We start from the raw sequence: 23885 nt of genomic DNA on the forward strand, positions 1-23885 counted from the left end.
CAAGGAGAGCCAGCGTGTTCGACTCCGTGCTCGTCGCCAACCGGGGCGAGATCGCCTGCCGTATCATCCGCTCCGCCCGCGAACTCGGCCTGCGCACCGTCGCGGTGTACTCCGACGCCGACGCGGGCGCCCCGCACACCCGGCTCGCCGACGAGGCCGTGCGGCTCGGACCGGCCCCGGCCGCCGAGAGCTACCTCGACGCCGGACGCGTCCTGGCGGCGGCCGCGGCGACCGGGGCCGGGGCCGTCCACCCCGGCTACGGCTTCCTGTCCGAGAGCGCCGCGTTCGCCCACGCCGTCGAGGCCGCCGGGCTGGTGTTCGTCGGCCCCGAGCCCCGCCACCTGGAGCAGTTCGGGGACAAGCACACCGCCCGCAAGGCCGCGGCCGCCGCCGGCCTGCCCATGGTCGCGGGCAGCGAGACCCTGCCCGACGTGGAGCAGGCCGCCGCGGCGGCGGAGCGCATCGGCTACCCGGTCATCCTCAAGTCCACCTCGGGCGGCGGCGGGATCGGCCTGCGCCCCTGCGCCGACGAGGAGGCCCTGCGCGCCGCCTTCGACGAGGTCGGCCGGACGGCCGCCGCCCACTTCGGCGGCGGCGGCGTGTTCGTGGAGCGGTTCGTGTCCCGCGCCCGGCACGTCGAGGTCCAGGTGTTCGGCGACGGCCGCGGCAAGGTCGTCACCCTGGGGGACCGCGACTGCTCCCTCCAGCGCCGCAACCAGAAGGTCGTGGAGGAGGCCCCCGCCCCGGACCTTCCCGACGCCCTGCGCGCCGAGCTCCACCGCACCGCCCGCGAGCTGTGCGCGGGCCTGTCCTACCGCAGCGCCGGGACGGTGGAGTTCGTCTACGACACGGAGCGGTGCGAGGCCTCCTTCCTGGAGGTCAACACCCGGCTCCAGGTCGAGCACCCCGTGACCGAGGAGATCACCGGCGTCGACCTGGTCGCGTGGATGCTGCGCCTGGCCCGGGGCGAGGACGTCCTCGCGGACGTGCCCCCGGAGGGGCCGCCGCGCACCGGGCACGCCGTCGAGGCCCGCGTCTACGCGGAGGACCCCGCCCACGGCTTCCGGCCCAGCTCCGGGCTCGTCACACGCTTCGAGACCCCTCCCGGGGTGCGGGTGGACGGCTGGATCGAGCCGGGCCAGCGCGTCACCAGCGACTACGACCCCATGCTCGCCAAGGTCGTCGTGCGCGGCGACGACCGCGCCGACGCCCTCGCCCGGCTCGGCCGCGCCCTCGCGGAGGTGCGCGTCGACGGGCTCCAGACCAACCTGGGCCTGCTGCGCGCCCTGGCCGGGCACGCCGGCGTCCGCGCGGTCGCGCACACCACGGCCACCTGCGCGGAGGTCGGCGACCCGGAGCCCCGGATCGAGGTGGAGCGGGCCGGAACCCTCACCACCGTCCAGGACTTCCCCGGCCGCACGGGCTACTGGCAGGTCGGCGTCCCGCCCTCGGGGGCCATGGACGACCTGTCGCTGCGGCTGGGCAACCGCGCCCTGGGCAACCCGGAGGGGGCGCCCGGCCTGGAGTGCACCGTCGAGGGCCCGACCCTGCGGTTCTCCGCCCCGGCCACCGTCTGCGTCACCGGGGCGCCCGCCGACGTCACCGTGGACGGGGAGCCGGTCGCCCGGTGGGAGCCGGTGGCGGTCCCCGCCGGCGGCGTGCTCGCGGTGGGCCCCGCCCGCGGCCCCGGCATGCGCACGTACGTGCTGTTCAGAGGGGGGCTGGACGTGCCCGAGTACCTGGGCAGCGCGTCCACGTTCACGGCCGGGGAGTACGGCGGCCACAGCGGCCGCGCCCTGCTGCCGGGCGACGTCCTGCGCCCCGCGCCCGTCCCGGAGGGGGCGCCGGAGGCCCGACCGGTCCCGGAGGCCGACCGCCCCGTCCTCGGAGCCCGGCGGGGCGGGAACGCGCACTGGGACGTGGAGGTGTCCGAGGGGCCGCACGCCGCCCCCGAGTTCCTGACCCGCGAGGGCCTGGACGCCTTCTACGCCACCGACTGGAAGGTGCACCCCCAGTCCGCCCGCAACGGCGTCCGGCTCTCCGGCCCCAAACAGGCCTGGGCCCGACCGGACGGCGGCCAGGCGGGCCTGCACCCCTCCAACGTCCACGACACCGCCTACTCCGTCGGCGCCGTCAACCTCTCCGGCGACACCCCCGTGCTCCTCGGCCCCGACGGGCCCAGCCTGGGCGGGTTCGTCTGCCCGGTCACCGTGGTCTCCGGCTCCCGCTGGAAGGTCGGACAGCTCAGACCCGGCGACACCGTCCGGTTCCACCCGGTCACCGAGGCCGCGGCCGAGCGGCTGCACTTCGAGCCCGCCGCCGCCCCGCTCCTGCGCGTCACCGGGTCCGACGGCGACGACGGCGTCCTCGCCCGCGTCCCGGAGGGCGACGGCCGGCCCGGGGTCACCTACCGGCGCGGCGGCCACGACAACGTCCTGGTCGAGTACGGCCCCATGGAACTCGACCTGGGCCTGCGCCTGCGCGTCCACGCCCTCATGGCCGCCCTCGACCTGGCCGCGCCCGCCGGGATCGTGGACGTCACGCCCGGGGTGCGCTCCCTGCACCTGCACACCGACCCGGCGGTGCTCCCGCTGCGCACCCTCCTCGGCCTCCTCCGGGAGATCGAGGACGGGCTGCCGCCGACTTCCCGGCTGAGGGTGCCCAGCCGGACCCTGCGCCTGCCCCTGTCCTTCGACGACCCGTCCGTTCACGAGGCCGTCGCCCGCTACCGCACAGGGGTGCGCGACGACGCCCCCTGGAACCCCGACAACATCGAGTTCATCCGGCGCGTCAACGGCCTCGACTCGGTCGAGCAGGTCCGCGACATCGTCTTCGACGCCTCCTACCTGGTCCTGGGGTTGGGCGACGTGTACCTGGGCGCGCCCGCCGCCACCCCGCTCGACCCCAGGCACCGGCTCGTCACCACCAAGTACAGCCCCGCGCGCACGTGGACCCCCGAGGCCGGGGTCGGCATCGGCGGCGCCTACCTGTGCGTGTACGGCATGGAGAGCCCGGGCGGCTACCAGCTCATCGGCCGCACCGTCCCCATCTGGTCGGGTCTGCGACAGTACGGGCCGTTCGAGCCGGGGACGCCCTGGCTCCTGCGCTTCTTCGACCGGATCAGCTGGTACCCGGTCGGCCACGAGGAACTCCTCGACGTCCGCGCCGACCTGCTCGCCGGGCGCCACGAGCTCGACATCGGCGAGGGCGAGTTCGTCCTCGCCGACCACGAGCGGTTCCTCGAGGAGAACGCCGGGTCCATCCGGGCGTTCGAGCGCCGCCAGGCGGCGGCGTTCGAGGCCGAGCGCCTGGCCTGGGAGGCGGCGGGGGAGTTCGAGGACCGGCCCGAACCCGAGCCCCTCGCCCCCGCCGCGCCCGAGCTGCCGCCCGGCGCGGTCCTGGTCGAGGCGCCCCTGGCCGCCTCCGTCTGGAAGGTCGACGCGGCCCCGGGCGACATGGTGGAGGAGGGCCAGCCCGTGGTCCGCCTCGAGGCCATGAAGCTGGAGGTCGTGGTCCGCGCGCCCCGCGCGGGAAGGATCTCGGACATCCTCGTCACACCGGGACAGCACCTCGACCCGGGGAGCGCCCTGGCCGTCATCGCACAAGGAGAGCCCGCCTGATGCCCCACCCCACCGACCGCGTCCGCTCCGCCTACCGGCGGATCGCCGGGGCCGACCGGCCCGAGGTATGGATCACCCTGCGCCCCGAACGGGAGACGGCCGCGGAGGCCGAGGCGCTGGAGGGGCGCCTCGCGTCGGGTGAGGACCTGCCGCTGGCGGGGACGCTCCTCGCGGTCAAGGACAACATCGACGTGGCCGGCCTGCCCACCACCGCGGGCCACCCCGGCTACGCCTACACGCCGGAGGCCAGCGCGCCGGCCGTGCGCAGGCTCGTGGACGCCGGCGCGATCGTGCTCGGCAAGACCAACCTCGACCAGTTCGCCACCGGGCTGGTCGGCACGCGCAGCCCCTACGGCGCGGTCCGCAACGCCTTCGACCCCGAACGGGTCTCCGGCGGTTCCAGCTCCGGGTCCGCCGTGGCCGTGGCCCTCGGGATCGCCGACATCGCCCTGGGCACCGACACGGCCGGTTCGGGGCGCGTGCCCGCCGCCCTGCACGGCCTCGTCGGCCTCAAGCCCACGCTCGGCCTCGTGCCGTCGACGGGGGTCGTCCCGGCCGCCCGGCCCTACGACTGCGTCACCGTGTTCTCCCGCGGACTGGCCCCGGCGCGCGCGGCCCTGGCCGTGATGGCCGGGCCCGACCCCGGGGACCCCTTCAGCCGGGACCGGCCCGCCGACGTGCGGCTCGCCCCGCGCGGGGCCGGACGGGTGGCGGTGCCGGAGGGCGGGGGGCTCGCCCCGCTCGGAGGGGCGGAGCGCGCCGCCTTCCGCGCCGCCGCCGACGTCCTGCGCGCGGCCGGGGCGGAGGTCGTGGAGGTGGACGTGTCCCCGCTGCTGGAGGCGGCCCGCCTGCTGTACGAGGGGGCGCTCGTCGCGGAGCGCCACGCCGCCGTCGGCGGGTTCCTGGCCGGGCACCCCGAGGGCGCCGACCCCACCGTCGCCGGGATCATCCTGGCCGCGGGGGAGATCCCCGCCCACGCCCTGGCCGCCGACCAGCATCGGCTGGCCGCCTACAGGGCGACCGCCCGTGCGCTCCTGGCCGGCTTCGACGCCCTGCTCCTGCCGACCACGGTCGGCCACCCCACGCTCGCGGAGGTCGCCGCGGACCCGGTCGGCGCGAACTCGCGCCTGGGCACCTACACGAACTTCGTGAACCTGCTCGACATGGCGGCGGTGGCGGTCCCGGCAGGAACCGCCGACGGGCGCCCGTTCGGGGTCAGCGTCGTCACCCGGGCGTTCGAGGACCAGGTGGCACTGGACCTGGCGGCCGACATCGCCGGGGAGGAGCGGGGGGAGGCCCTGCCGGGCCCCGGAGCGGAGCTGGCGGTGTTCGGCGCCCACCTGCGCGGGCAGCCGCTCCACCATCAGCTCACGGACGCGGGCGCGCGGTTCGTCGCGGAGGACGCGACCAGCGCCGACTACAGGATGGTCGCCCTGCCCACCTCGCCCCCCAAGCCCGGTCTGCTCCGCGTGGCGGAGGGAGGGGCGTCGGTGCGCTGCGAAGTCTGGCGGATCTCCCCGGCGGGCCTCGGAACCTTTCTGGCCGGGCTCCCCGCGCCCATGTCCCTGGGCCCCGTCACGCTGGCCGACGGGCGCACGGTGGTCGGCTTCGGGTGCGACCCGGCGGCGGCCGAGGGGGCGGAGGACATCAGCCACCACGGGGGCTGGCTCGCCTACCTGGAGGCCCTGGAGGGCTGAACGCCCCGGCCGCGCGGGGGCGGTCGCGAGCCTTGGCCCGGCCGACGCCGGGGAGACCGGGGACGGCGGGAGGTCGCCGGGAGCGGCGCCCGCCGGCCTCCCGCGCCCGGCCGGCCGCCGTGCGAGGGCGCACCCCGGCTGCCCGGGCAGCACCCGGGACCCTGCCGTCCTCGTGGTTCGGGGCCCCGGGGAACCCGGCCTCCGACCCCTCGGAAACCACGATCCCCGCCTCCCCCTGGAGTCCAGGGGGAGGCGGGGATCGGCGTGCGGGAGGGGGCCGCTCCTCGTTCGGCAGGTCCGGTGCCCCGAGGCGCCGGGGCGCCGGATCAGCGGCGCGGGCGCCGCCTGCCCCGCGACGGGGGCCTGTTGGACCGGGAGGCCTCCTGGCGGGGCTCCGCCGGGAGCGTCACCGGCACGCCCGAGGGCGTGCGGGCACCGGTCACCCGGGCCAGCTCCGGGTCCTGCGAGCTGACCTGAGCGGTCTTCGCCTCGATCTGCGCCCGGCTCATCAGCCGCGCCATCTCGCGGCGCTGGCTGGGCAGGACGAGCGTGACCACGTTGCCGGACTCGCCCGCTCGGGCGGTACGGCCGCCGCGGTGCAGGTAGTCCTTGTGGTCGGTCGGCGGGTCGATGTTGACGACCAGGTCCAGGCCGTCGATGTGGATGCCCCGGGCCGCCACGTTGGTCGCGATCAGCGCGGTCACCGTGCCCTCCTTGAACTGCTTGAGGGTCCGGGTGCGCTGCGGCTGCGACCGGCCGCCGTGCAGGGCCGCCGCCCGCACGCCGTTGGCGAGGAGGTGCTTGGCCATCTTGTCCACGGCGTGCTTGGTGTCGAGGAACATGATCACCTGGCCGTCGCGGGCGGCGATGTGCGTCGCGGTGGCCTGCTTGTCGGTGTTGGACACGTGCAGGACGTGGTGCTCCATGGTGGTGACCGCGCCCGCGGTCGGGTCCACCGAGTGCACGACGGGGTCGTTCAGGAAGCGGCGGACCAGCGTGTCGACGTTGCGGTCCAGCGTCGCGGAGAACAGCATCCGCTGTCCGCCGGACGGCACCTGCTGGAGGATCGCGGTGACCTGGGGCATGAACCCCATGTCGGTCATCTGGTCGGCCTCGTCCAGGACGGCGACGTCCACCTGGTCCAGGGCGCAGTCGCCCCGCTCGACCAGGTCGCGCAGGCGGCCGGGGGTGGCCACGACCAGTTCCACGCCCTGGCGCAGGGCCCGGGCCTGGCGGGAGATCGGCATCCCGCCCACGACGGTGGTCAGGTTCAGCTTGAGCGAGCGCGCGTAGGGCGCCAGCGAGTCGGCCACCTGCTGGGCCAGCTCCCGGGTGGGGGCCAGGACCAGGGCCAGCGGGCGGTGGGGCTGCGCGGTCCGCCCGTCCAGGCGGGCGAGCAGGGCGAGCCCGAAGGCCAGCGTCTTGCCGGAGCCGGTCTGGCTGCGGCCCAGGACGTCGCGCCCGACCAGGGAGTTGGGCAGGGTCGCGGCCTGGATGGCCGACGGGGTCGTCAGGCCCTGGCGGGCCAGGGTCGACTTCAGCGGCGCGGGCATGTCCAGTTCCTGGAACGTGGACACGGGGTCGAGCGCCGGGGTGGTGGAGACGGGGAGGGCGAACTCACCGGCCGGGCGGCCGGAGGGGGCCCTGCCGCCGCCCGGGGGGCGGCCGGAGGACCGGCGGGGCCGGGAGCGCCCGAAGGAGCCGCCGTTGCCGCCGCCCGTGGAGGAGCGCCGTTGTCCGTTCACGCGGGACGGATGGTTCATACGAGCCTTTCGTCGACGGCGCGTGCCGGTCGAGGAAGCCTCTGGGGGCTTCGACGTGGAGCATCGGTGGTGCGCCGGAGGATTCTGCGATTTCCACGGCCCACGCGGAGAACACGCGGTGGGGTGGAGTGGTGCGGACCGGTGCCTGTCGGGAGTCGACGGCCAGAAAACCGGTCCAGAAAAACATGAAAAAGGGACAGAGGCCCTGCACCCGGAGGGCGGGCCTCTGTCACGACCGAAGCGCGGGGCTCAGTCAGAGCAGGGTGATGTTCTCAGCCTGGAGACCCTTGGGGCCCTGGGTGGCGTCGAACTGCACGGCCTGACCTTCCTGGAGCTCGCGGAAGCCGGTGGCCTGGATGTTGCTGTAGTGGGCGAAGACGTCGGGGCCGCCGCCGTCCTGCTCGATGAAGCCGAAGCCCTTGTCACCGTTGAACCACTTGACGGTACCGGTAGCCATGTTTTCTCCTTCGTTCTGGGCAAGGAAAACCGCGATCTGACGGTTTCCCCGTCACCGTGATGACCACCCGAATAACGAACCCTGAAGAAGACCCAGCCTGAAGGCCGAACAACGCAAAATCCAACGGGAATCACAACTGCAACTTCCCTGAACCTAGCACACCCGGGTTTCGGTGTCGCGGGAATTGTCGTGTGTGTCAAGGCACGGTGGATCCTGGCATCGACCGACCCGCCGGGGGCGTTGGACGGTGTCCGCGTGCTGCGACCGGACGGGGCGCCGGTCCCGGGGGCGCCCCCGGGACCGGCGCCCGGGCTCACTCCTCGGCCGTCCGTGTGGGGGACATGCCGCTCATGAGCCGCCTGTAGTGCCGCGACCGGGCGCCCAGGACGATCGAGGCCAGCACGGTCGCGATCAGGGAGGCGAGGAGCACGCCCGTCTTCGCGTGCGCCAGGTGCTCCGGGGAGTCCGCGAACGACAGCTCGGTGATCAGCAGGGACACCGTGAACCCGATGCCCGCCAGCGTGGACATGCCGACGATGTCGATCCACTTCAGGCTCGGGTTGAGCTCGGCCCGGGTGAGCTTCGTGGTCAGCCAGGAGCCGCCCGCGATACCGACGACCTTGCCCACGACGAGGCCGGCGATGATGCCCATCGCGGCGGTGTCGGTGAGGACCTCCCCGACGCCGTCGAACACCACGCCCGCGGAGAAGAACGCGAAGATCGGCAGGGCCAGCCCGGCGGACCAGGGGCGCAGCACGTGCTCCACGCCGTGGCTGGGGTCGTGCGACTCCCCGGGCAGCTTCGTGGTCCGCATCAGCAGGCCCATCGCCACGCCGGCGATCGTGGCGTGGACACCGCTCTCGTGCACCAGGCCCCAGACGAGGAGGGCCAGGGGGACGTAGACGATCCAGTTGGGCAGCGCGGAGGCGTTGAGCTTCGCGGCCAGTCCCCTGCCGCGCTGGAGGTACCAGAACAGCACCAGGCCCGCGGCGGCGGCGAGCAGCGCGAGGAAGTTGATGCCGGAGGTGTAGAACACCGCGATGACGACGACCGCGCCGAGGTCGTCCACGATCGCCAGGGTCAGCAGGAACGTGCGCAGGGCCGGCGGGAGGCCGCGGCCGACGACCGCGAGGATCGCGACCGCGAAGGCGATGTCGGTCGCCATCGGGATGCCCCACCCCTGGACGGTGTCCGGGGACGTGGCGTTGATCGCCGCGTAGATCGCGGCCGGCACGACCATGCCGCAGACCGCGGCGACGATCGGCAGCATCGCCCTGCGCGGGTTGCGCAGCTCGCCGTGCACGAACTCCTGCTTGAGCTCGTTGCCGACGACGAAGAAGAACACCGCCAGCAGGCCGTCGGCCGCCCAGGTCTCCAGGGACAGGTCGAGGTGCAGCGACGCGGGGCCGAAGGTGATCTCGCGCAGATGCTCGTAGACCCCGCCGATCGGCGAGTTGATCCAGACGAGCGCGAGGACCGCCGCGCCGATCAGGAGGAACCCGCCGACGGTGTCGCTGCGCAGGGTGTCCGCGAAGCGGGAGAGCGGCCCTCCGGCCGGGATGGACTGGTTCGGGTCGAGGCTCATGGGCAGCTTTCCGGGACATGGGTCGGGGACTGCCGACCAGTCTTCCCGGCACACCTAGGCGCCGTCGCGCCGCGCCCATGCTCGCCGAAAACGGGACGAATGTCCACTCCAGAGGCTTGTGTCCGTTCTCGGAGGGCGCGCCGGGACGCGTCGAGTACAGTGCTTCGCAGGTGTGCCGGGAAGACTGGTCGGCGGTTGCTGTCGCCTATCCGGAAACAACAGGTGTCCGATGTCCGAGTCCAGCCCTCACGGCGCCCACATCTACCGCTCCCCCTCCGGCGCCCGCGCGGTCCGCGCCTGGTGCGAGCAGCGGATCTCGGGTTGGCCCTCCCTCCAGGCGCTGCCCGAGCTCACCACCGCCCTGGGCCCGACGCGGGCCTTCCGGGCCCCGGGGGGCGACGCGACGCCCGTGCTCGTCCTCAGCGGGACCAACTTCAACTCGGCGACGTCCGTGGACACCGCGAGGATCATCGCCCGCGACCGCCCGGTCATCCTCGTCGACCTGCCCGGCCAGCCGGGCCTCAGCGTCGGGGTCCGGCCGAGGTCGGACCGCGCGGCGGCCTACGGCGCGTGGTTCGACGAGGTGCTGCCCCTGCTGACCGAGCGGCCGGTCACCGTGCTCACGCACTCGCTCGGCTCCGCCGTGGCCCTGGCGGCGAAGCCCTCCCCGCTGGTCCACGCCGTGGTGATGGTCGGGCCGGCGGGCCTGACGGCTGCGGCGAAGACGTCCGAGCTGATGCGCGCCACCCTGCCGTGGATGATCGGTCCGCGGGACGACAAGAGCACCCGCCTGCTCAACTTCATGAGCGGTCCGTCCTACGCCGTGTCGGGGACGCACCCCTTCGCCCCGTGGATGACGCTGGTCGGCCGCCACTGCCGCACCAGCCTGGCCCCGGGGCCGCTGCCGCTGGAGTGCCTGCGCCCCTGGGAGAACACCCCGGTCGTGGTGGCCACCGGGTCCGACGACGCCTTCTACTCCCCGGCGCGCTTGCACGGACCGGCCCGGCGCTTCCTGAACGCCGACGTGGTCGTCATGGAGGGCGCGGGCCACCTCGCCATGAACGAGCAGCCCGAGCGGATCGCGGAGCTGCTGCGGTCGGTGGACTGACGGGGCGGACGGACGCCCCGTCCTGGCACGGCGGAGGGGCGGCTCCGCGCCGCGCGCGGAACCGCCCCTCCGGGCAGGGGTCAGGCCGACTCGCCGGCGCGCTCCAGCTCGGCCTTGGAGGCGCGGTGGGCCAGGGACACGGCGACGATGGAGATCAGGGCCGTGAACACCAGGTAGACGGCGATCGGCACCCACGAGTCGTCGAACCGGGACAGGAGCCAGGTCGCGATCAGCGGGGCCGTGCCGCCCGCGAGGGCGGCGCCGATCTGGTAGCCCAGGGTGACGCCCGTGTACCGGACCCGGGTGGAGAAGATCTCCGAGCTCAGGGTGCCGATGGTCGCGGTCACCGGCGCCCAGAACACGCCCAGGCCGATCACGGTGGCCAGGACCAGCATGGCCACGCTGCCGGTGCCCAGCATGAGGAAGTACGGGACGGCGAACAGCGCCAGGAGGACCGCGCCGACCAGGTAGACCCTCTGGCGGCCGAAGGCGTCCGAGAGGCGGCCCGACAGCGGGATGCACACCGTCGCGACGATCGCGCCGACGGTCACGGCGTTGAGGGCTGACGTGTTGTCGAAGGACAGGGTGCCGGTGGCGTAGCTGACGACGAACGTGCCGAAGATGTAGAACGGCGCGGTCTCCACGACCTTGGCGCCGACGGCGACCAGCACGGCGCGCCAGTGGAAGCGGAAGGTCTCCACGACGGGCAGCTTGGCGACGTTCCCCTCCTCCTTGGCCTTCTTGAAGGACGGGGTCTCGTCGATGCCGGAGCGGATCCACAGGCCCAGGAGCACGAGCAGGACGCTGCCGATGAACGGCACCCGCCACCCCCACGCCTCGAACTGGGCGTCGGGCAGCAGGGACATGAGGGTGAGGGCGAGGCTGGCCAGCAGCATGCCCAGGGTGATGCCCATCTGCGGGACGCTTCCGAAGAAGCCGCGGCGCTCCTTGGGCGCGTACTCGTAGGCGAGCAGCAGGGCGCCGCCCCACTCGCCGCCGATGCCCATGCCCTGGACGACCCTCAGCACGATGAGGAGGACCGGGGCGAGGACGCCGATGCTGTCGTAGGTGGGCAGCAGGCCGATGCACATCGTCGCGCCGCCCATGAGGGAGAGCGTGATGATCAGGGTCTTCTTGCGGCCGATCCGGTCGCCGATGTGCGAGAAGACCACGCCGCCCAGCGGACGGATGAAGAACGTCAGCGAGAAGGTCAGGTACGACAGCATCAGCGAGACGAGCGGGTCGTCCGACGGGAAGAACAGCTTGTCGAAGATCAGGGCCGCTGCGGTCCCGTAGAGGAAGAAGTCGAACCATTCGATCGTGCTGCCGGTGAGGCTCGCGACGAGGACCTTGGCCCTCGGTGGCCGTGCCTGCGTGGTGTCCGCGCTCATGTCCAGAGCTCCTGCCGGGGTCGGGGATTTCGCGGGCCGACGAGGAGAGGCTCCGCGAGTATGGGCGGGAGCCTAGGTCCGGGTGGCGTGCGCCACCGTTGTCAGAACGGACGACATGGGCGCGTCGGCGGTGTCGGTTCCGACAATCCGGCCCCCGGGGGGAGCCGGTGGGCGGCTCCCGTGACCGGGCGGAGACCGCGCGGGAGCCGTACCGCGATGCGCCGCGCCGCGATCAGGCCCTGAGCGTGATCGCCGCGAGGAGCCGCTGGTCGGCGTCGTCCAGGTCGAGCCCGGTCAGGGAGCAGATCCGCCGGACCCGGTGCCGGAGCGTGTTGGGGTGGACGTGCAGCCTCCCGGCCGCCGCCGTCACGTCGCCGAAGGCGTCCAGGTACGCGGACAGCGAGCGGCGCTGCTCCCCGTCCAGCGCGTCGAGCCGGTCGTCGCGCAGCCGGGGCATGTCGGCGAGGGTGTCGAACAGGTCGCGCAGCACCACGGAGGAGCGCACCTCCTCGAACGCGGTCACGCGCCGCTCGGGACGGTCCGCGACCACGTCGAGGGTCCGGCTGGCGACCTTCTTCAGGGAGGGCACCGCGCGCATCCTCGGGGCGGTCCCCGCCACGGCGGCCTGCACCGGCGTGCCCAGGTTGTCCCGCAGGACCGACACCAGCTCGCCCGCCCACGCGGCCGGGCTCCGGCCGGTGGTCGCGGGGAGCAGGACGTACAGCAGCCCGCAGGCGGGGACGACCAGCGCGTCCCTGCGGTAGGAGGCCGCGTACACGGAGGTGATCTCCGCGGCCTGGTCCAGCCGCCAGGGGAGGTCGGCCTCCGGGCCGCGCAGCGCGAGGGCGACCACCGCGACCGGGGTGGAGGGGTCGGCCCCCAGGTGGCGGGCGAGCGCGTCGGTGTCGAAGGCGCCGGTCAGCAGGCCCACGGACAGCTCCTCGGTGTCCCGCCCCGTGCTGCGCGCCCCGCTGTTGGCGCGCATGACGTGCACCGCGGCCAGCCGTGCCGCGCCGTGCAGCACCTGGACGCTGGCGGGTGCGAGCGGGCGGTCGCCGACCTGGACCCAGATGGTGCCGAGCGCGCGCTCCCCGGCCCGTATGCCCACGACGAGGCGCCGGGCGGCGCCGAGGTCGGGGCGCTCGGCGACCTCGACGACCTCCCCCGCCCGGATGCGCTCGTTGACGCCCCACTCGCGCATGTGCGCCAGGAACGACTCGGGGCAGCCCCGGCCGAGGATGGTCTGCCTGCGCAGCTCGTCCGCGCCCTCGTCGGACGCGGAGTAGGCGAGGACCTGCCCGCCGGCGTCCTCGATGCTGACGAGGCCCCCGGTCAGCGTCGCGACCGTCCGCGCGAGCGAGAACAGGTCGCCGTGGCGGGTCTCGGCCTCATCGGCCTCCAGGACGGACCGGGCCAGGGCGGCGAACTCCTCGGGGCCGACGGAGGGCTCCACGGAGAGGACGGGCAGGCCGAGGCCCCGGAGGCCGGCGGCGTCGTCCCCGAGGGCGGCCACGGCGCTCGCGCCCCGGAGTCCGGCCCGCGCGGCGAGGGCGGACCCGCCGGCGGGGACGACGAGCAGGGACGCGGCGGGCACGGGGACGCCCTCGCCCGCCACGACGACCGTCCGCACGAGCGCGCCGAGCCCCCGGGGCGCGGCGACGAGCCCGTGGACGGCTCCGTCGAGTGCCTCCATCAGCTCTTTGACGGTCAGGCCGGTCTTGCTCACGTTCCACTCCGGGGGTCGATTCGCACTGGTCGGAACCATTGTGCGCCTTCGCGCGGCATGTCCGACGACGGGTGGTCGGGGACGGGCGGGGCCCAGGACCCGGCCGGCGGTGCGCGCGCACCGCGGCCAGGAGCGGGCCCAACGCCGGGAACTGCCCCGCAGCGTCGTGAGGAGCGTGTTCCGCGAGCTCACCGAGCCGGAGACCGATCCGCTGGGATTCGGCAGCACCGCCCTGGCCGGATCCCCCGAGGTCCGTCGCCTCCGTGTGGGCGACCACCGGTGGTCTGCACGGTGGAGAGGGGCGAGCTGATCGTCTGGGTGGTCCACGTGGGGAACCGCTCCGGCGTCCACGACTGAGCCGGACCGCCGTCCCGACGGGCGGTCAGGGGTGGTCGGGACCCAGGACCTGGTCGACGGTGTGCGCGCCCACCGCGGCCAGGAGCGGGTCCTCGTTCGTGGCCGCGGCCAGGAGCGACCCGAAGGAGACCGCCCAGGCGCGGGCGCGGTCCCAGGTGGCGGGGTCCACGGGGGAGAGGCGCTCGCGCTCGGCGCGGAACTCTGCGCGCCCGGGGGCGTCGAACATCATCCACGCCACGGCCAGGTCGGTGGCGGGGTCGCCCGAGGTCAGGTCGCCGAAGTCCAGGACCGCGGCCAGGCCCGGCGCGCCGTCGGCGGGAGCCAGGACGTTGGCGGGGTGCAGGTCGCCGTGGATCCACACGGGCGGGCCCTCCCGGGCCGGGGTCGCGGAGAGGCGCTCCCACAGGCGCAGGAGCTCGTCCGCGCGGGGGACCGCTCCCCCTGTCAGCCGTTCGCGGACCCGGGCGTCGCGGGAGGCCAGGGGGACGCCGCGGACCGGGTTGGGCGGCGCGTTCCCGGGGGCCGGGACATGCATCCGGGCCGTGAAGGCGGCCAGCGGTCCGGCGAGGCGCCCACGTTCGGCGGAGGGCAGGGAGGCGGCGACGCGGCCCTCGAACCACGGGACGACCGACCACGGCCACGGGTACCCGCGGCCGGGCCGCCCCAGCCGGACGGGTGCGGGGACGGGGCAGCCGACGCGCGCGGCGACCGTGCCGAGCCAGCGCTGCTCGTTGGCGGCCGGGACCGCCGCGCTCGCGCGCCGCGGGAGCCGCACGGCCAGGTCGTCCCCCAGGCGGAGGACCACGTTGTCCCAGCCGTGGGAGCAGGGCGTCAGGGGCAGGCCGGCCAGGTCCGGGTGCTGCTCCCGGAGCAGGTCCGCCACGAGCCCGGCGGTGACGTCGACCTCGGCGGGGGGAGTGCGCATGGACCCATCATCCACCGGACCCCGGGGGCGGACGCCTCGCGGGCGCGGCGCGGAGGATGGTAAGCGCTCACGCCCCGGGGCGCAGGGGTGCACGCACCCCGAAAAGTCAGCATGGCCGCGCCATGGCCCGCATCGCCCGCTCGCGCCTACCGTTGGCTGGACCACGAGAGCGATCCGTTCACCCCCAGGGAGAGAGCATGCTCGACGCCGAGGCGACGACCCTAGGCCGACGTCGGGGCAGCGACTTCGCCCAGTTGTCCCGCCGTGTCCACGAAGCCGGGCTGATGGAGCGGACGCCGGTGTACTTCGCCGTCCGGCTCTCCCTGATCGGGCTGTCCTTCGCCGGCGTGTGGGCGGCCTTCTTCCTCCTCGGCGACTCCTGGTGGCAGATGCTCACCGCCGTCGCCATGGCCGCCGTCTTCGGGCAGGTCGGGCTGGTCTCCCACGAGCTGGCCCACCTCCAGATCTTCCGCGGGCGCCGCGTCAGCGAGGCGTTCGGCAGGGTCGTGGGCAACCTCGGCATCGGGCTCGGCTACGGGTGGTGGCAGGACAAGCACACCCGGCACCACGCCAACCCCAACCACGAGGAGCTCGACCCCGACGTCCAGCCGGACATCTTCGTGTGGTCCGAGGACCAGGCCCGCGCCGCCAGGGGTGTGCCCGCCTTCCTCGGCCGCCGACAGGCGTTCCTGTTCTACCCGCTCCTGCTCCTGGAGGGCCTCAACCTGCACGTGGGCAGCGTGCGCGCCCTGTTCCGGCCGAGCACCAAGCAGCGGGTCCTGGAGGGCGCGCTCCTCGCGGGGCACTTCGCGCTCTACCTCGGCGCGGTGTTCACGGTCCTCCAGCCCCTCCAGGCCCTCGCGTTCATCGCGGTCCAGCAGGGGCTGTTCGGGGTCTACCTCGGCTGCATCTTCGCCCCCAACCACAAGGGCATGCCCACGCTGAAGAAGGGCGAGAAGCTCGACTTCCTCCGCAAACAGGTGCTGACCTCGCGGAACGTGCGGGGTGGCTGGTTCACCGACCTCGCCCTCGGCGGCCTCAACTACCAGATCGAGCACCACCTGTTCCCGAACATGCCCAGCCCGAACCTGCGCCGGGTCCAGCCGCTGGTGCGCGACTACTGCGCTGAGATCGGCATCCCGTACCACGAGACCGGTTTCGTGCGCTCGCACGTCGAGGCGCTCACCCACATGCACAGGGCCGGGGCCCCGCTGCGCGCCGCCGCGCGGGCCTGACCGCTCAGGGGCGCTGTCCCCGCTCCCCGCGCTCACGCGCCCGGGCCGACTCGGTCCGGGCGTGCTCGCTCTCGGGCAGGGGGACCGCCCGCAGGACCTCCCCGGCCTCGTAGAAGTCGGCGGGCGGCATCGCGCGCAGGGCGCTCAGGATCTCCTCGTCGCCGCCCTCGTCCAGGGCGCGGGCGACGATCCGGTCCTTGTCCGCCGGGAACTCCATCCGGTCCAGGATCTGCCGCAGCCCGCTGATACCGCGTTTGACGCCCATGTCGGTCCCCCCGGAGAGCGAGAGGGCCCGCCCGCGCCGCGCCCCGGAAGGGGGCGGGGCGCGGGCGGACCCGCTGGTGCACGTACTGGTGACTACCCGGTGGCGGAGCGCCCCAACCCCGGACCCGTCCGCCTCGACGGGCCGGGCCGGGGACGGCGCCCCTCCCGGGGCCCTGCGGGGCCCGCGGACCGGGGCGGCGCCCGCGGGGCGCCGCTCAGCCCTGGCGGAGCCGGGGCATGACCTGCTCCCCGAACGCGGCCAGGTCGGCGTGGTAGTCGGGGAAGATGAGCATGAGGCCGTCCAGTTCGGCGTACTCGACCATCTCGCGGATCCGGCCGGTCACCGTCTCCGGCGACCCGGTCACGAACGGGGTCTGGAACGCCTCGTCCTCCGGGCGCTCGGAGGTCAGCGACAGGGCCCTGTCCAGGGGCAGGCCCCAGGAGAGCTTCATGTTGACGATCGCGTCCACGTCCGCGCCCCGGCCGTACCTCAGCCGGCGCTCCTCGGCCGCGGCGTCGGTCTCGTCCATGATGACGGTGAGCATCGAGTAGGTCCGGATGCTCCGGCCCCGCTTGTCGGCCCGCGCCTTCACGTCGAGGCTGGCCTCGCGCAGGCCGGGCAGGTCCTGCGCGGTCAGGAACGAGCCGTCGCAGTGCCGGGCCTGGAAGTCGAGCCCGGTGTCGGAGCGCCCGGCGCTGATGAGCGTGGGCACGGGGTCGGGGTGCGGCCTGGAGCGGCAGTCGTCGAGCTGGAAGAACTCGCCGTCGTGGGTGACGGAGTCCTCCGTCCACAGGCGTCTGAGGACGGTGGCCCACTCCTCCGTGTACCGGTACCGGTCGGCGTGGCCGAGGTCGTCCCGCCACAGGCCCATCTGCGCGAACTCGTCGGCGTAGGACCCCACGACGATGTTCATCCCGGCCCGCCCCCCGCTCACCTGCTGGAGGGTGGTGTACATCTTCGCGGCCAGGGCCGGGTGGAACAGGTTCGTGTGGACGGTCGCCCACACCTTGACGCGCTCGGTCGCCTCGGCGAGCCCCGACATCATCGTCATGGACTCCAGGGTGCGCCCCCAGTGGTCGGTGGCCCCGTCGTACCCGCGCCACTTGCCCATGGACATGACGAAGTCGAGCCCGTGGGCCTCGGCCAGGAGCGCGGCCTTCTTGTTGTACTCGTACGTGGCCTGCGGATGCGGTGCCGTCTCCGACACGATCCAGCCCCCGTTGCCGATCGGCAGGAAGATCCCGTACTCGGTGTCGGCGGTCGGGGCGCCGCCTGGTGCTGCCATCCTGTGGGCTCCTAGTTCTCTGGCGGCGCGTCGTCGCGCCGCCGCTCGGGGTTCTGCGTGTGCCGTCCGCGGGGCCTGCGCCGCCCGCCAGGGGCGGGCGGCGCAGGCGGCTCGCCGCGAGCGGCGGGTCCTGCCCGTGCCCGTTACTCGGCGGGCCAGGAGACCTCGGTGGCGACGTGCACGGCCTCCAGGTAGCGCGGGTCGAACAGGGGCTCCAGGTCGGGCAGCTCGTCCAGCTGGCCGTTGTCCACCAGGGTCTCCCCCTCGGCCTCGGTCAGGTTGAGGTCGATGTACCCGGGAGGGGCGTCGTCGGGCGTGGACGAGGTGACCAGCTCGTGCTCGGCGTTCCACACCCGCAGGTTGTGGTCGACGTCGTACCCGGACTCGGCCAGGTCGGCGGCGTACCCGACGCACTCCTCGCCGTTCTCCTGGCAGTACGAGAACGCCTGGGCGATCGCGCGCAGGTAGTCCTCGACCACGGTCGGGTTCTCCTGGGCCCACTCGGGGTGCGTGGCCATCACACCGAACGAACCGACGACCCCGTAGTCCTCGGGGAGCCACTCGTTGTACTCCTCGTCCATGTCGGCGAGGAGGAACGGCTCGTTGGACCGGAACCCGGTGAGGGCCTGCACCTGGTCGCGGGGCAGGACGCTGGGGTCGTAGCCGACCTCCACGATCTCGATGGCGTCCATGTCGACGCCGTCGGCGACGAGCATGGCCTCCAGCGGGGCGGGCAGCATGCCCTTGTGGCCGAGGGTGGTGCCCTCCAGGTCGCCGAGCTCCTCGATGCCGGTCCCCGTCAGCAGGGTGGCGATGGGGACGTGCCCGTACGTGGAGATGCCGATGACGTCGTGGCCGGCGTCGTTGGCCTGGAGGACCTCGGCCTCGTTGCCCAGCGACGTGAAGTGCGCCGTACCGGCCGAGACCAGCTGGGAGTTGCCGATCGTGTCGCCGGTGCCGGGCTGGATCTCGACGTCGAGGCACACGGCGTCGAAGAAGCCGAGGGCGTCGGCGGCGACGGCCTCCAGGATGCTCACGGAGGCCTGGTACTGGTAGCCGGTGATGTAGGTGACGGGTCCGGCGGCGCGGTTGGTCTCGCACCGCTCCTCGTCGATCACGGTGGCCACGTCCGCCGGCTCCTCGGTCGCCTCCTCACCCGCGCAGGCGGTGGTGAGGAGGAGGGCCGAGGCGAGGGCCGCGGCGGCCGCGGGGCGTGCGCGCCGGATCCGGGGCCGGGGGAGGGAGGCGGGGGGGAGTGCCACGAGGGCTCCTTCGGGTGTGTGCGTCACTGCTGCGACTCGTGCCAGAACAGCAGTCGTCGTTCGAGGACGGTGATGAGTGCGAGCATCAGCACGCCCATGGCGGCCAGACAGGCGATGGCCGCGTAGACGTACTCCAGGCGGGCGGTCGCGGCCGAGGTGCGGATCATCGTGCCGAGTCCGCTGGAGGACCCGGCGGCGACGAACTCCGCGACCACGGCGCCCACGATGGAAAGGGGGAACACCACCCGCAGTGCTGCGAGGGCGTAGGGGAGGCTGCTGGGGACGCGCAGCCGGAGCAGCACCTCCAGGCGGGAGGCGTGCAGGGTCGAGAACACGTGCAGGACGGGCACGGGCACCGACCGCAGCCCGGTCGTCATGTTGATGAGCACCGGGAAGAAGGTGATGATCGCGGTGACGATCACCTTGGGCGCCATGCCGAACCCGAACGCGACCACCAGGGCGGGGGCGAGCGCGACGACGGGTGTCACGTTCAGCACGACGGCCAGCGGCATGATCGCGCGCCGCACCACCGGCACCTCGGACATGACGAGGGACAGGACGAACGCCGTGCCCGCTCCGAAGGACACGCCGAGGAGCGCGATCTGGAGCGTGGACCACGCGTTGCCGAGGAACAGGCCGGGGTCCTCCACCAGGACCGTGCCCACCTCCGGGAGCGGGGGGAGCAGGTAGGGCTGGTCCTCGGCGACCGCCGTCCAGGCGAGGCCGCAGAGCAGCACGGCCACGGTGGCGGGCATCCACAGCCCGATGCCGAACAGGCGGCGGCGTACCCGCGGGGCCGTCCCTCTCGGGCCCTCCTCGCGGTCGGGACGGGGACGGGCGGGGGTCTCGGTGGCCATGGCCGTTCCTCCTCTCGGTGCGGTGCTCACAGGGGGATGAGGTCGTCGGGGGCGGCTCCGGCCTCCCAGGCGGTCTGGAGGGAGGCGCGCACCCTGTCCTCCAGGACGTGCAGGCGGGGCCCGGCCACGGCGTCCCGGTCGCGGGGGCGCGGCAGGTCGACCTCCAGCACCTCGTGCACGCGTCCGGGCCGGGCGGACATCACCACGACCGTGTCGGAGAGGGTGACCGCCTCGCGGACCGAGTGGGTGACGAACAGGACCGTCGTGGACATGCGCTCCCACAGTCCGAGGAGCTGGAGCTGGAGCGCCTCACGGGTGAACTCGTCCAGCGCGGAGAAGGGCTCGTCCATCAGCAGCAGGTCGGGGCGGATGCCGAAGGCGCGGGCGATGGCGACGCGCTGCCTCATGCCGCCGGAGAGCTCGTGGGGGTACTTGCGTGCGGCGTCCTCCAGGCCCACCATCCGGAGCAGCAGGTCGGGGTCCTCGCTGCCCCGGCCGGCCCGGCGGTTGACGCGGGAGGGCAGGGACACGTTGCGCCGCACGTTCTGCCAGGGGAGCAGGGCCGGGGACTGGGGGACGAGGCCGACGGCCTTGGCGGCGGCCATGCGCTGGGGGGTCGACCCGAACACGGAGACGGTTCCGGTGTCGTGCCGCTCCAGCCCGGCCACCACGCGAAGCAGGGTGGACTTTCCGCATCCGCTGGGGCCGATGAGGCTGACGAAGCGGCCCCGGGGGATCTCCAGGTCGACGTCGTGGAGCGCCGGCCGGAGCGGGTCCGCGCCCTCGTAGGCCTTGGTGAGCCCGCGTACCTCGATCCTGTCGCCGCTCACGCCGCGTCCCCGTGCCGCGGCGTCCGCTCTCCGAGGGGGAGGCGGGGGAGGCGTCCGGTCCCCGCGGGGAGCCGGAGGCGCGGAACCGCTGCGGGCGCTCGCGAGGCGGCGCCGTGCGCGGACGGGTCGGTGGGCGGCGGTGTCATTCCTGCTCCTCGGTATGCGTGATCGGATGATCGCACACGGTGGCGCTCGGGTGAATGGGTGTTTCCCGGGTAACGGGAGGAGCGTCGGTCGGGAGTGCGCGAAAAGGGCCGTCGAGGAGCGGGAACGGCTGTGCGGAACGTGGGGAAAGCGGGGAAAGGGGGGACCGGGCGCCCGGTGGGAATCGGGGACGCGTGGGCCGGGGGCGCTTCGTCGGCGCGGGAAAGGGTCGCGCGCGCATGTGGCGCGCGGCGGCGCGCGGGCGCGCACGCGAGGCGCGCATGCGCGACGGGCGGGACATCCATGAACACCCTCCGGGGATGACTGCCTCCGGGCACGGCGAACCGGGGACCGGAGACGTTCGTTGGAGAGCGGGTGGGAGCATGGAATGCGGCGGCCCGCGGGGTTTGACGCGTGGAACGTTAGGGTTAATCGATTAACACGTTATGAAGTGTTCATCACGTACTGATATCGAGTGTGCGGATCCTGTGATGCTCGTCGACCAGGGCGACGGTGATCCTGTAGGAGGCGAACGCCGCGGGGAGCCAGGCCCCCCGCCCGAACAGCCGGGCGAGCGGTTCGCCGAGGACCAGGAGGACGTGCGCGTCCGGGAAGTGGTGGTCGCGCAGCCACACGAGCTTGAAGGCGTCGGCGATGACCTTGTTGCGCTGGGTCGACTTGACCGGGCCCTGGAGCGGGGTGAACTGCACCAGGAGGCTGGGGTGGCCCCCGTCGGCGCAGTCGACGCCGATCCTCGTGCCGTCGGGCAGCGTGAACTCGCGGGGGGTGAGTTCGATGCCCAGGTGCGCCGACAGGGCCTCGGCCAGGCCGGGGTCGCCCTGGCGGACCGGTCGGGTCGTGACCACCGTCGACGGACTTCTCGCTGAATACGCCATGGTAGGAAGACTTTAGTGCACAGAAGCCCCATAGTCATCGCGGCGGCGTCGTTCCGGGCGGGTAATCCACGTGCTTCGCAGGGTCCTACCTGGGACTTTATGGAAGGGATTCGTGTCGCGTCTCACAGGCGTATTATCTCCGCCGGGGAAGGCTCCGCTGGGGGCTCGGGGCGAGGTTTCCCGTAGGTTCGCAGGTCGGACGGCACGAACCGAAATCGGCGGCTTCCGCTGTGCTCGGATGTCATGGAAAAGGGCTCTGCTATTGCCGTTTCCCATGGTCTTCGGAAAAGGCCAGTTCAGGGCGTGTCCCGGCCTGCGGGAGGAAAAGTGGGATCACCGGTTGACCTCGAATCGAGACCGGGGAATCCCGCTCCGGGCGCCGCGGGGCCCCCTCCGGCCGGGAGCGGGGCCCGCGGGGCGGTGCCCCGCGGGGGCGGGGCGCGGCGGCCGGAGGCCCCGGTCGCGCCGGGTCCCCGGTGCGCCCGGGAACCCGGCCCGCGGGGTCAGGCGGCCTGGACCGCCGCCGCTCGCTCGGCGGTGTCGAGCAGCGCCTGCCGCTCCCCGGGTCCGACGAACCTGCCCGCGACCACGACGGCGTGGATCCGCGTGGTGTTGCGGATGTCGGCCAGGGGGTCGGCGTCCAGCACCACGAGGTCGGCCGCCCTGCCCGCCTGGACGGTGCCCGACCACTGTTCGCGGCCCAGGAAGCGGGCCGCCTCCAGGGTCGCGATCCGCAGGACCCGTGCGGGGCTCAGACCGGACCTCACCAGCAGTTCCAGCTCGTCGTGCAGGCCGAACCCCGGGAGGACGCCCGGGGTGAGCGGGTCGGTGCCCGCGAGCAGGCGCACCCCGGCCGCGTCCATCGCGACGACGGTCTCCCGGCGGCGCTCGAACAGCTCGCGGCGCAGGGCCCCCTCGGCGGCGCCGCGCCCGCGCGTGTAGACCTGTTCCAGGACGTACTTCCACATCTCGCGCATGTACGGCGGCAGGTACCGCAGGCGGGGGTCGTCCAGCCCGGCCCGCTCCGGCAGGTCCACCTTCTCGTGCATCACCAGCGTGGGGCACAGGGCCACGTCGTTGGCGGCCAGCCGTCCGAACACCGAGGCCGCCGCCGCGGAGTCGTAGGAGTTGACGGACTCCCACTCGACCTCGTTGATCTGCCGGAACCAGCTGGAGTAGTAGGTGTCGGGCTCGAGGGAGATCCGCGCCATCGACGCCTCCATCTGCGCCGCGTCCCGGGAGAGCGCGGGCCACAGGCCGTGGACGTGCTCGAAGGAGCGCTGGCCCAGTTCGACCTGTTCCACGAAGGGCACTAGGTCCGAGCGGTGGCCGACGACGGGGATGTCCTCGCGCCGGGCCTCCTCCATCAGGGCGAGGTAGGACTCGCGGTCCAGCCGGGAGTAGACCTTCACGAAGTCCGCCCCGGCGTTGCGGGTCTCGCCGACGGCGCGGCGGGCGTCCTGGACGCCCTTGACGACGGTGGGCGCCGCGGGGCCCGGGATGTCCTCCCACAGGGAGGGGGAGCCGTCCACCAGGTTGCCGCCGACGACCCAGCGGGGGCCCGACAGCGTTCCGGCCCCGATGCGCCGCCGCCAGTCGTGGACCCGGGGACCGCCCCACATCTCGCGCACGGTGGTGACGCCGTTCGCGAGGTAGAGCGCGGGGACGATCCGCTCGTCCTCGATGTCGCTGTGGACGTGCATGTCCGCCAGGCCCGGGATGAGGTACTTCCCGGTGAGGTCGACCACCGACGCGGTCTCCGGCACGGGGACCTCCGCGGTGCGCCCGACCGCGGTGATGACGCCGTCCTCGACGAGGACGGTGCGGTCCGGGGCGGCCGGGGCGCCGGTGGAGTCGATCACGGTCACATGGGTGTACGCCTGCACTGGTCTTCTCCTCATGGGTTGGGCTCGCGCCACATCGGGTGGACGGTGGGTCCCTCGGGCAGGGTGACCGGGGCGCCCAGCGGGGCGAACCCGTGCCGGGCGTAGAGGGCCGCGCTCCGCTCGGTGCCGGCCTCCAGGTAGGCGGGGAGGGCGGCGCCGTCGAGGCGGTGGCCCAACAGGGCGGAGCCCAGACCCCGGCCCCGGGCGTGGGGCAGCACGCCGATCGCCGAGAGGTACAGGTGGGGGCCGTCCGGATGCCGGTCCTCCAGGGTCCGCGCGAGCAGGGCGATCCGCGGCGCGTGGGGCGCGTACGCCGGGGGGAGCGCCCGGAGGTCCTCCTCGCGCGGGGGCCGTGCGGGGCCCGCGCGGTGGGACCAGAGGGCGAGGGCGCTCCCGGTCCCGTCGACCAGTACCCGGTCGGTCGCGAGCGCGGCGGCGACGAATGCGCGCATCAGGCCGGGGAGGAGGGTGCGGCGCTCCTCGGCTCCGGGGATCATCCAGGCCATCACGGGTTCGGAGTCCATCGCCTCGGCGATGAGGGCGGCCGCACGCCCCTCGTCGGAGGGAGGGAGTTCGCGGATCTCGATCATGAGCCG

The 23885-nt window shown here is 73.8% G+C and carries 19 protein-coding genes; 5 read left to right on the top strand and 14 right to left on the bottom strand.

Features of this window, described 5'->3' with window-relative positions:
• Positions 1-14 precede the first annotated feature (14 nt).
• Positions 15-3620 carry an urea carboxylase gene (gene uca, locus ACIRPH_RS20515; RefSeq protein WP_402916596.1) on the top strand — a complete coding sequence of 1202 codons (3606 nt, stop codon included), beginning with the start codon at positions 15-17 and terminating at the stop codon, positions 3618-3620.
• Positions 3620-5317 (top strand): allophanate hydrolase, encoded by a 1698-nt coding sequence (gene atzF, locus ACIRPH_RS20520; protein ID WP_402916598.1) that lies wholly within the window; start codon positions 3620-3622, stop codon positions 5315-5317. The genes uca and atzF overlap by 1 nt, the downstream gene beginning before the upstream one ends.
• 326 nt (positions 5318-5643) lie before the next feature.
• Here atzF and ACIRPH_RS20525 read toward each other — a convergent pair whose 3' ends face one another.
• The 3 genes from ACIRPH_RS20525 to nhaA form a co-directional block, all read right to left on the bottom strand.
• Positions 5644-7080, bottom strand: a complete 1437-nt coding sequence (locus ACIRPH_RS20525; protein WP_402916600.1) for a DEAD/DEAH box helicase — start codon at positions 7078-7080, stop codon at positions 5644-5646.
• Positions 7081-7333: 253 nt separating this feature from the next.
• On the bottom strand, positions 7334-7537 hold the full coding sequence (locus ACIRPH_RS20530; RefSeq protein ID WP_267947035.1) for a cold-shock protein: 204 nt from the start codon (positions 7535-7537) through the stop codon (positions 7334-7336).
• A gap of 313 nt (positions 7538-7850) precedes the next feature.
• Positions 7851-9122: a Na+/H+ antiporter NhaA gene (nhaA, locus tag ACIRPH_RS20535; RefSeq protein ID WP_402916602.1), complete on the bottom strand. Its 1272-nt coding sequence runs from the start codon at positions 9120-9122 to the stop codon at positions 7851-7853.
• A gap of 229 nt (positions 9123-9351) precedes the next feature.
• Between nhaA and ACIRPH_RS20540 the strand changes: the two genes are divergently transcribed.
• On the top strand, positions 9352-10230 hold the full coding sequence (locus tag ACIRPH_RS20540) for an alpha/beta fold hydrolase (protein WP_402916604.1): 879 nt from the start codon (positions 9352-9354) through the stop codon (positions 10228-10230).
• A gap of 80 nt (positions 10231-10310) precedes the next feature.
• Here ACIRPH_RS20540 and ACIRPH_RS20545 read toward each other — a convergent pair whose 3' ends face one another.
• On the bottom strand, positions 10311-11621 hold the full coding sequence (locus ACIRPH_RS20545; protein WP_402916606.1) for an MFS transporter: 1311 nt from the start codon (positions 11619-11621) through the stop codon (positions 10311-10313).
• A gap of 232 nt (positions 11622-11853) precedes the next feature.
• Complete coding sequence (locus tag ACIRPH_RS20550) at positions 11854-13347, bottom strand: PucR family transcriptional regulator (protein WP_402916608.1); 1494 nt, start codon at positions 13345-13347, stop codon at positions 11854-11856.
• Positions 13348-13456: 109 nt separating this feature from the next.
• On the opposite strand from ACIRPH_RS20550, the gene ACIRPH_RS20555 reads away from it, so the two are divergent.
• The gene (locus ACIRPH_RS20555; RefSeq protein ID WP_402916610.1) at positions 13457-13657 is read left to right on the top strand and encodes a hypothetical protein; all 201 of its coding nucleotides are present in this window, start codon (positions 13457-13459) and stop codon (positions 13655-13657) included.
• Between the two features lie 72 nt (positions 13658-13729).
• On the opposite strand, the gene ACIRPH_RS20560 is transcribed toward ACIRPH_RS20555, so the two are convergent.
• Positions 13730-14629 (bottom strand): aminoglycoside phosphotransferase family protein, encoded by a 900-nt coding sequence (locus ACIRPH_RS20560; RefSeq protein ID WP_402916612.1) that lies wholly within the window; start codon positions 14627-14629, stop codon positions 13730-13732.
• 284 nt (positions 14630-14913) lie between these two features.
• On the opposite strand from ACIRPH_RS20560, the gene ACIRPH_RS20565 reads away from it, so the two are divergent.
• Positions 14914-15864: a fatty acid desaturase family protein gene (locus ACIRPH_RS20565; protein WP_402916921.1), complete on the top strand. Its 951-nt coding sequence runs from the start codon at positions 14914-14916 to the stop codon at positions 15862-15864.
• Positions 15865-15868: 4 nt separating this feature from the next.
• Here the strand turns inward: ACIRPH_RS20565 and ACIRPH_RS20570 are convergent, their stop codons facing one another.
• From ACIRPH_RS20570 to ACIRPH_RS20605, 8 genes are all read right to left on the bottom strand, one after another.
• On the bottom strand, positions 15869-16129 hold the full coding sequence (locus tag ACIRPH_RS20570; RefSeq protein WP_402916614.1) for a DUF2795 domain-containing protein: 261 nt from the start codon (positions 16127-16129) through the stop codon (positions 15869-15871).
• A gap of 214 nt (positions 16130-16343) precedes the next feature.
• Positions 16344-17414 carry an LLM class flavin-dependent oxidoreductase gene (locus ACIRPH_RS20575; RefSeq protein ID WP_402916616.1) on the bottom strand — a complete coding sequence of 357 codons (1071 nt, stop codon included), beginning with the start codon at positions 17412-17414 and terminating at the stop codon, positions 16344-16346.
• Positions 17415-17557: 143 nt separating this feature from the next.
• A complete protein-coding gene (locus ACIRPH_RS20580; RefSeq protein ID WP_402916618.1) occupies positions 17558-18676 on the bottom strand; it encodes an ABC transporter substrate-binding protein in 1119 nt (372 codons plus the stop codon).
• 23 nt (positions 18677-18699) lie between these two features.
• Positions 18700-19533 (bottom strand): ABC transporter permease, encoded by an 834-nt coding sequence (locus ACIRPH_RS20585; RefSeq protein WP_402916620.1) that lies wholly within the window; start codon positions 19531-19533, stop codon positions 18700-18702.
• Positions 19534-19559: 26 nt separating this feature from the next.
• The gene (locus tag ACIRPH_RS20590) at positions 19560-20363 is read right to left on the bottom strand and encodes an ABC transporter ATP-binding protein (protein WP_402916622.1); all 804 of its coding nucleotides are present in this window, start codon (positions 20361-20363) and stop codon (positions 19560-19562) included.
• 602 nt (positions 20364-20965) lie between these two features.
• Positions 20966-21373 carry a hypothetical protein gene (locus tag ACIRPH_RS20595; RefSeq protein ID WP_402916624.1) on the bottom strand — a complete coding sequence of 136 codons (408 nt, stop codon included), beginning with the start codon at positions 21371-21373 and terminating at the stop codon, positions 20966-20968.
• A gap of 533 nt (positions 21374-21906) precedes the next feature.
• The gene (locus ACIRPH_RS20600; RefSeq protein ID WP_402916626.1) at positions 21907-23289 is read right to left on the bottom strand and encodes an amidohydrolase family protein; all 1383 of its coding nucleotides are present in this window, start codon (positions 23287-23289) and stop codon (positions 21907-21909) included.
• 11 nt (positions 23290-23300) lie between these two features.
• Positions 23301-23879, bottom strand: coding sequence for a GNAT family N-acetyltransferase (locus ACIRPH_RS20605; RefSeq protein ID WP_402916628.1), 579 nt, complete (start codon positions 23877-23879; stop codon positions 23301-23303).
• Positions 23880-23885 lie beyond the last annotated feature (6 nt).

The sequence above is a fragment of the Nocardiopsis sp. NPDC101807 genome (genome assembly GCF_044766605.1).
Lineage (GTDB): Bacteria > Actinomycetota > Actinomycetes > Streptosporangiales > Streptosporangiaceae > Nocardiopsis > Nocardiopsis tropica.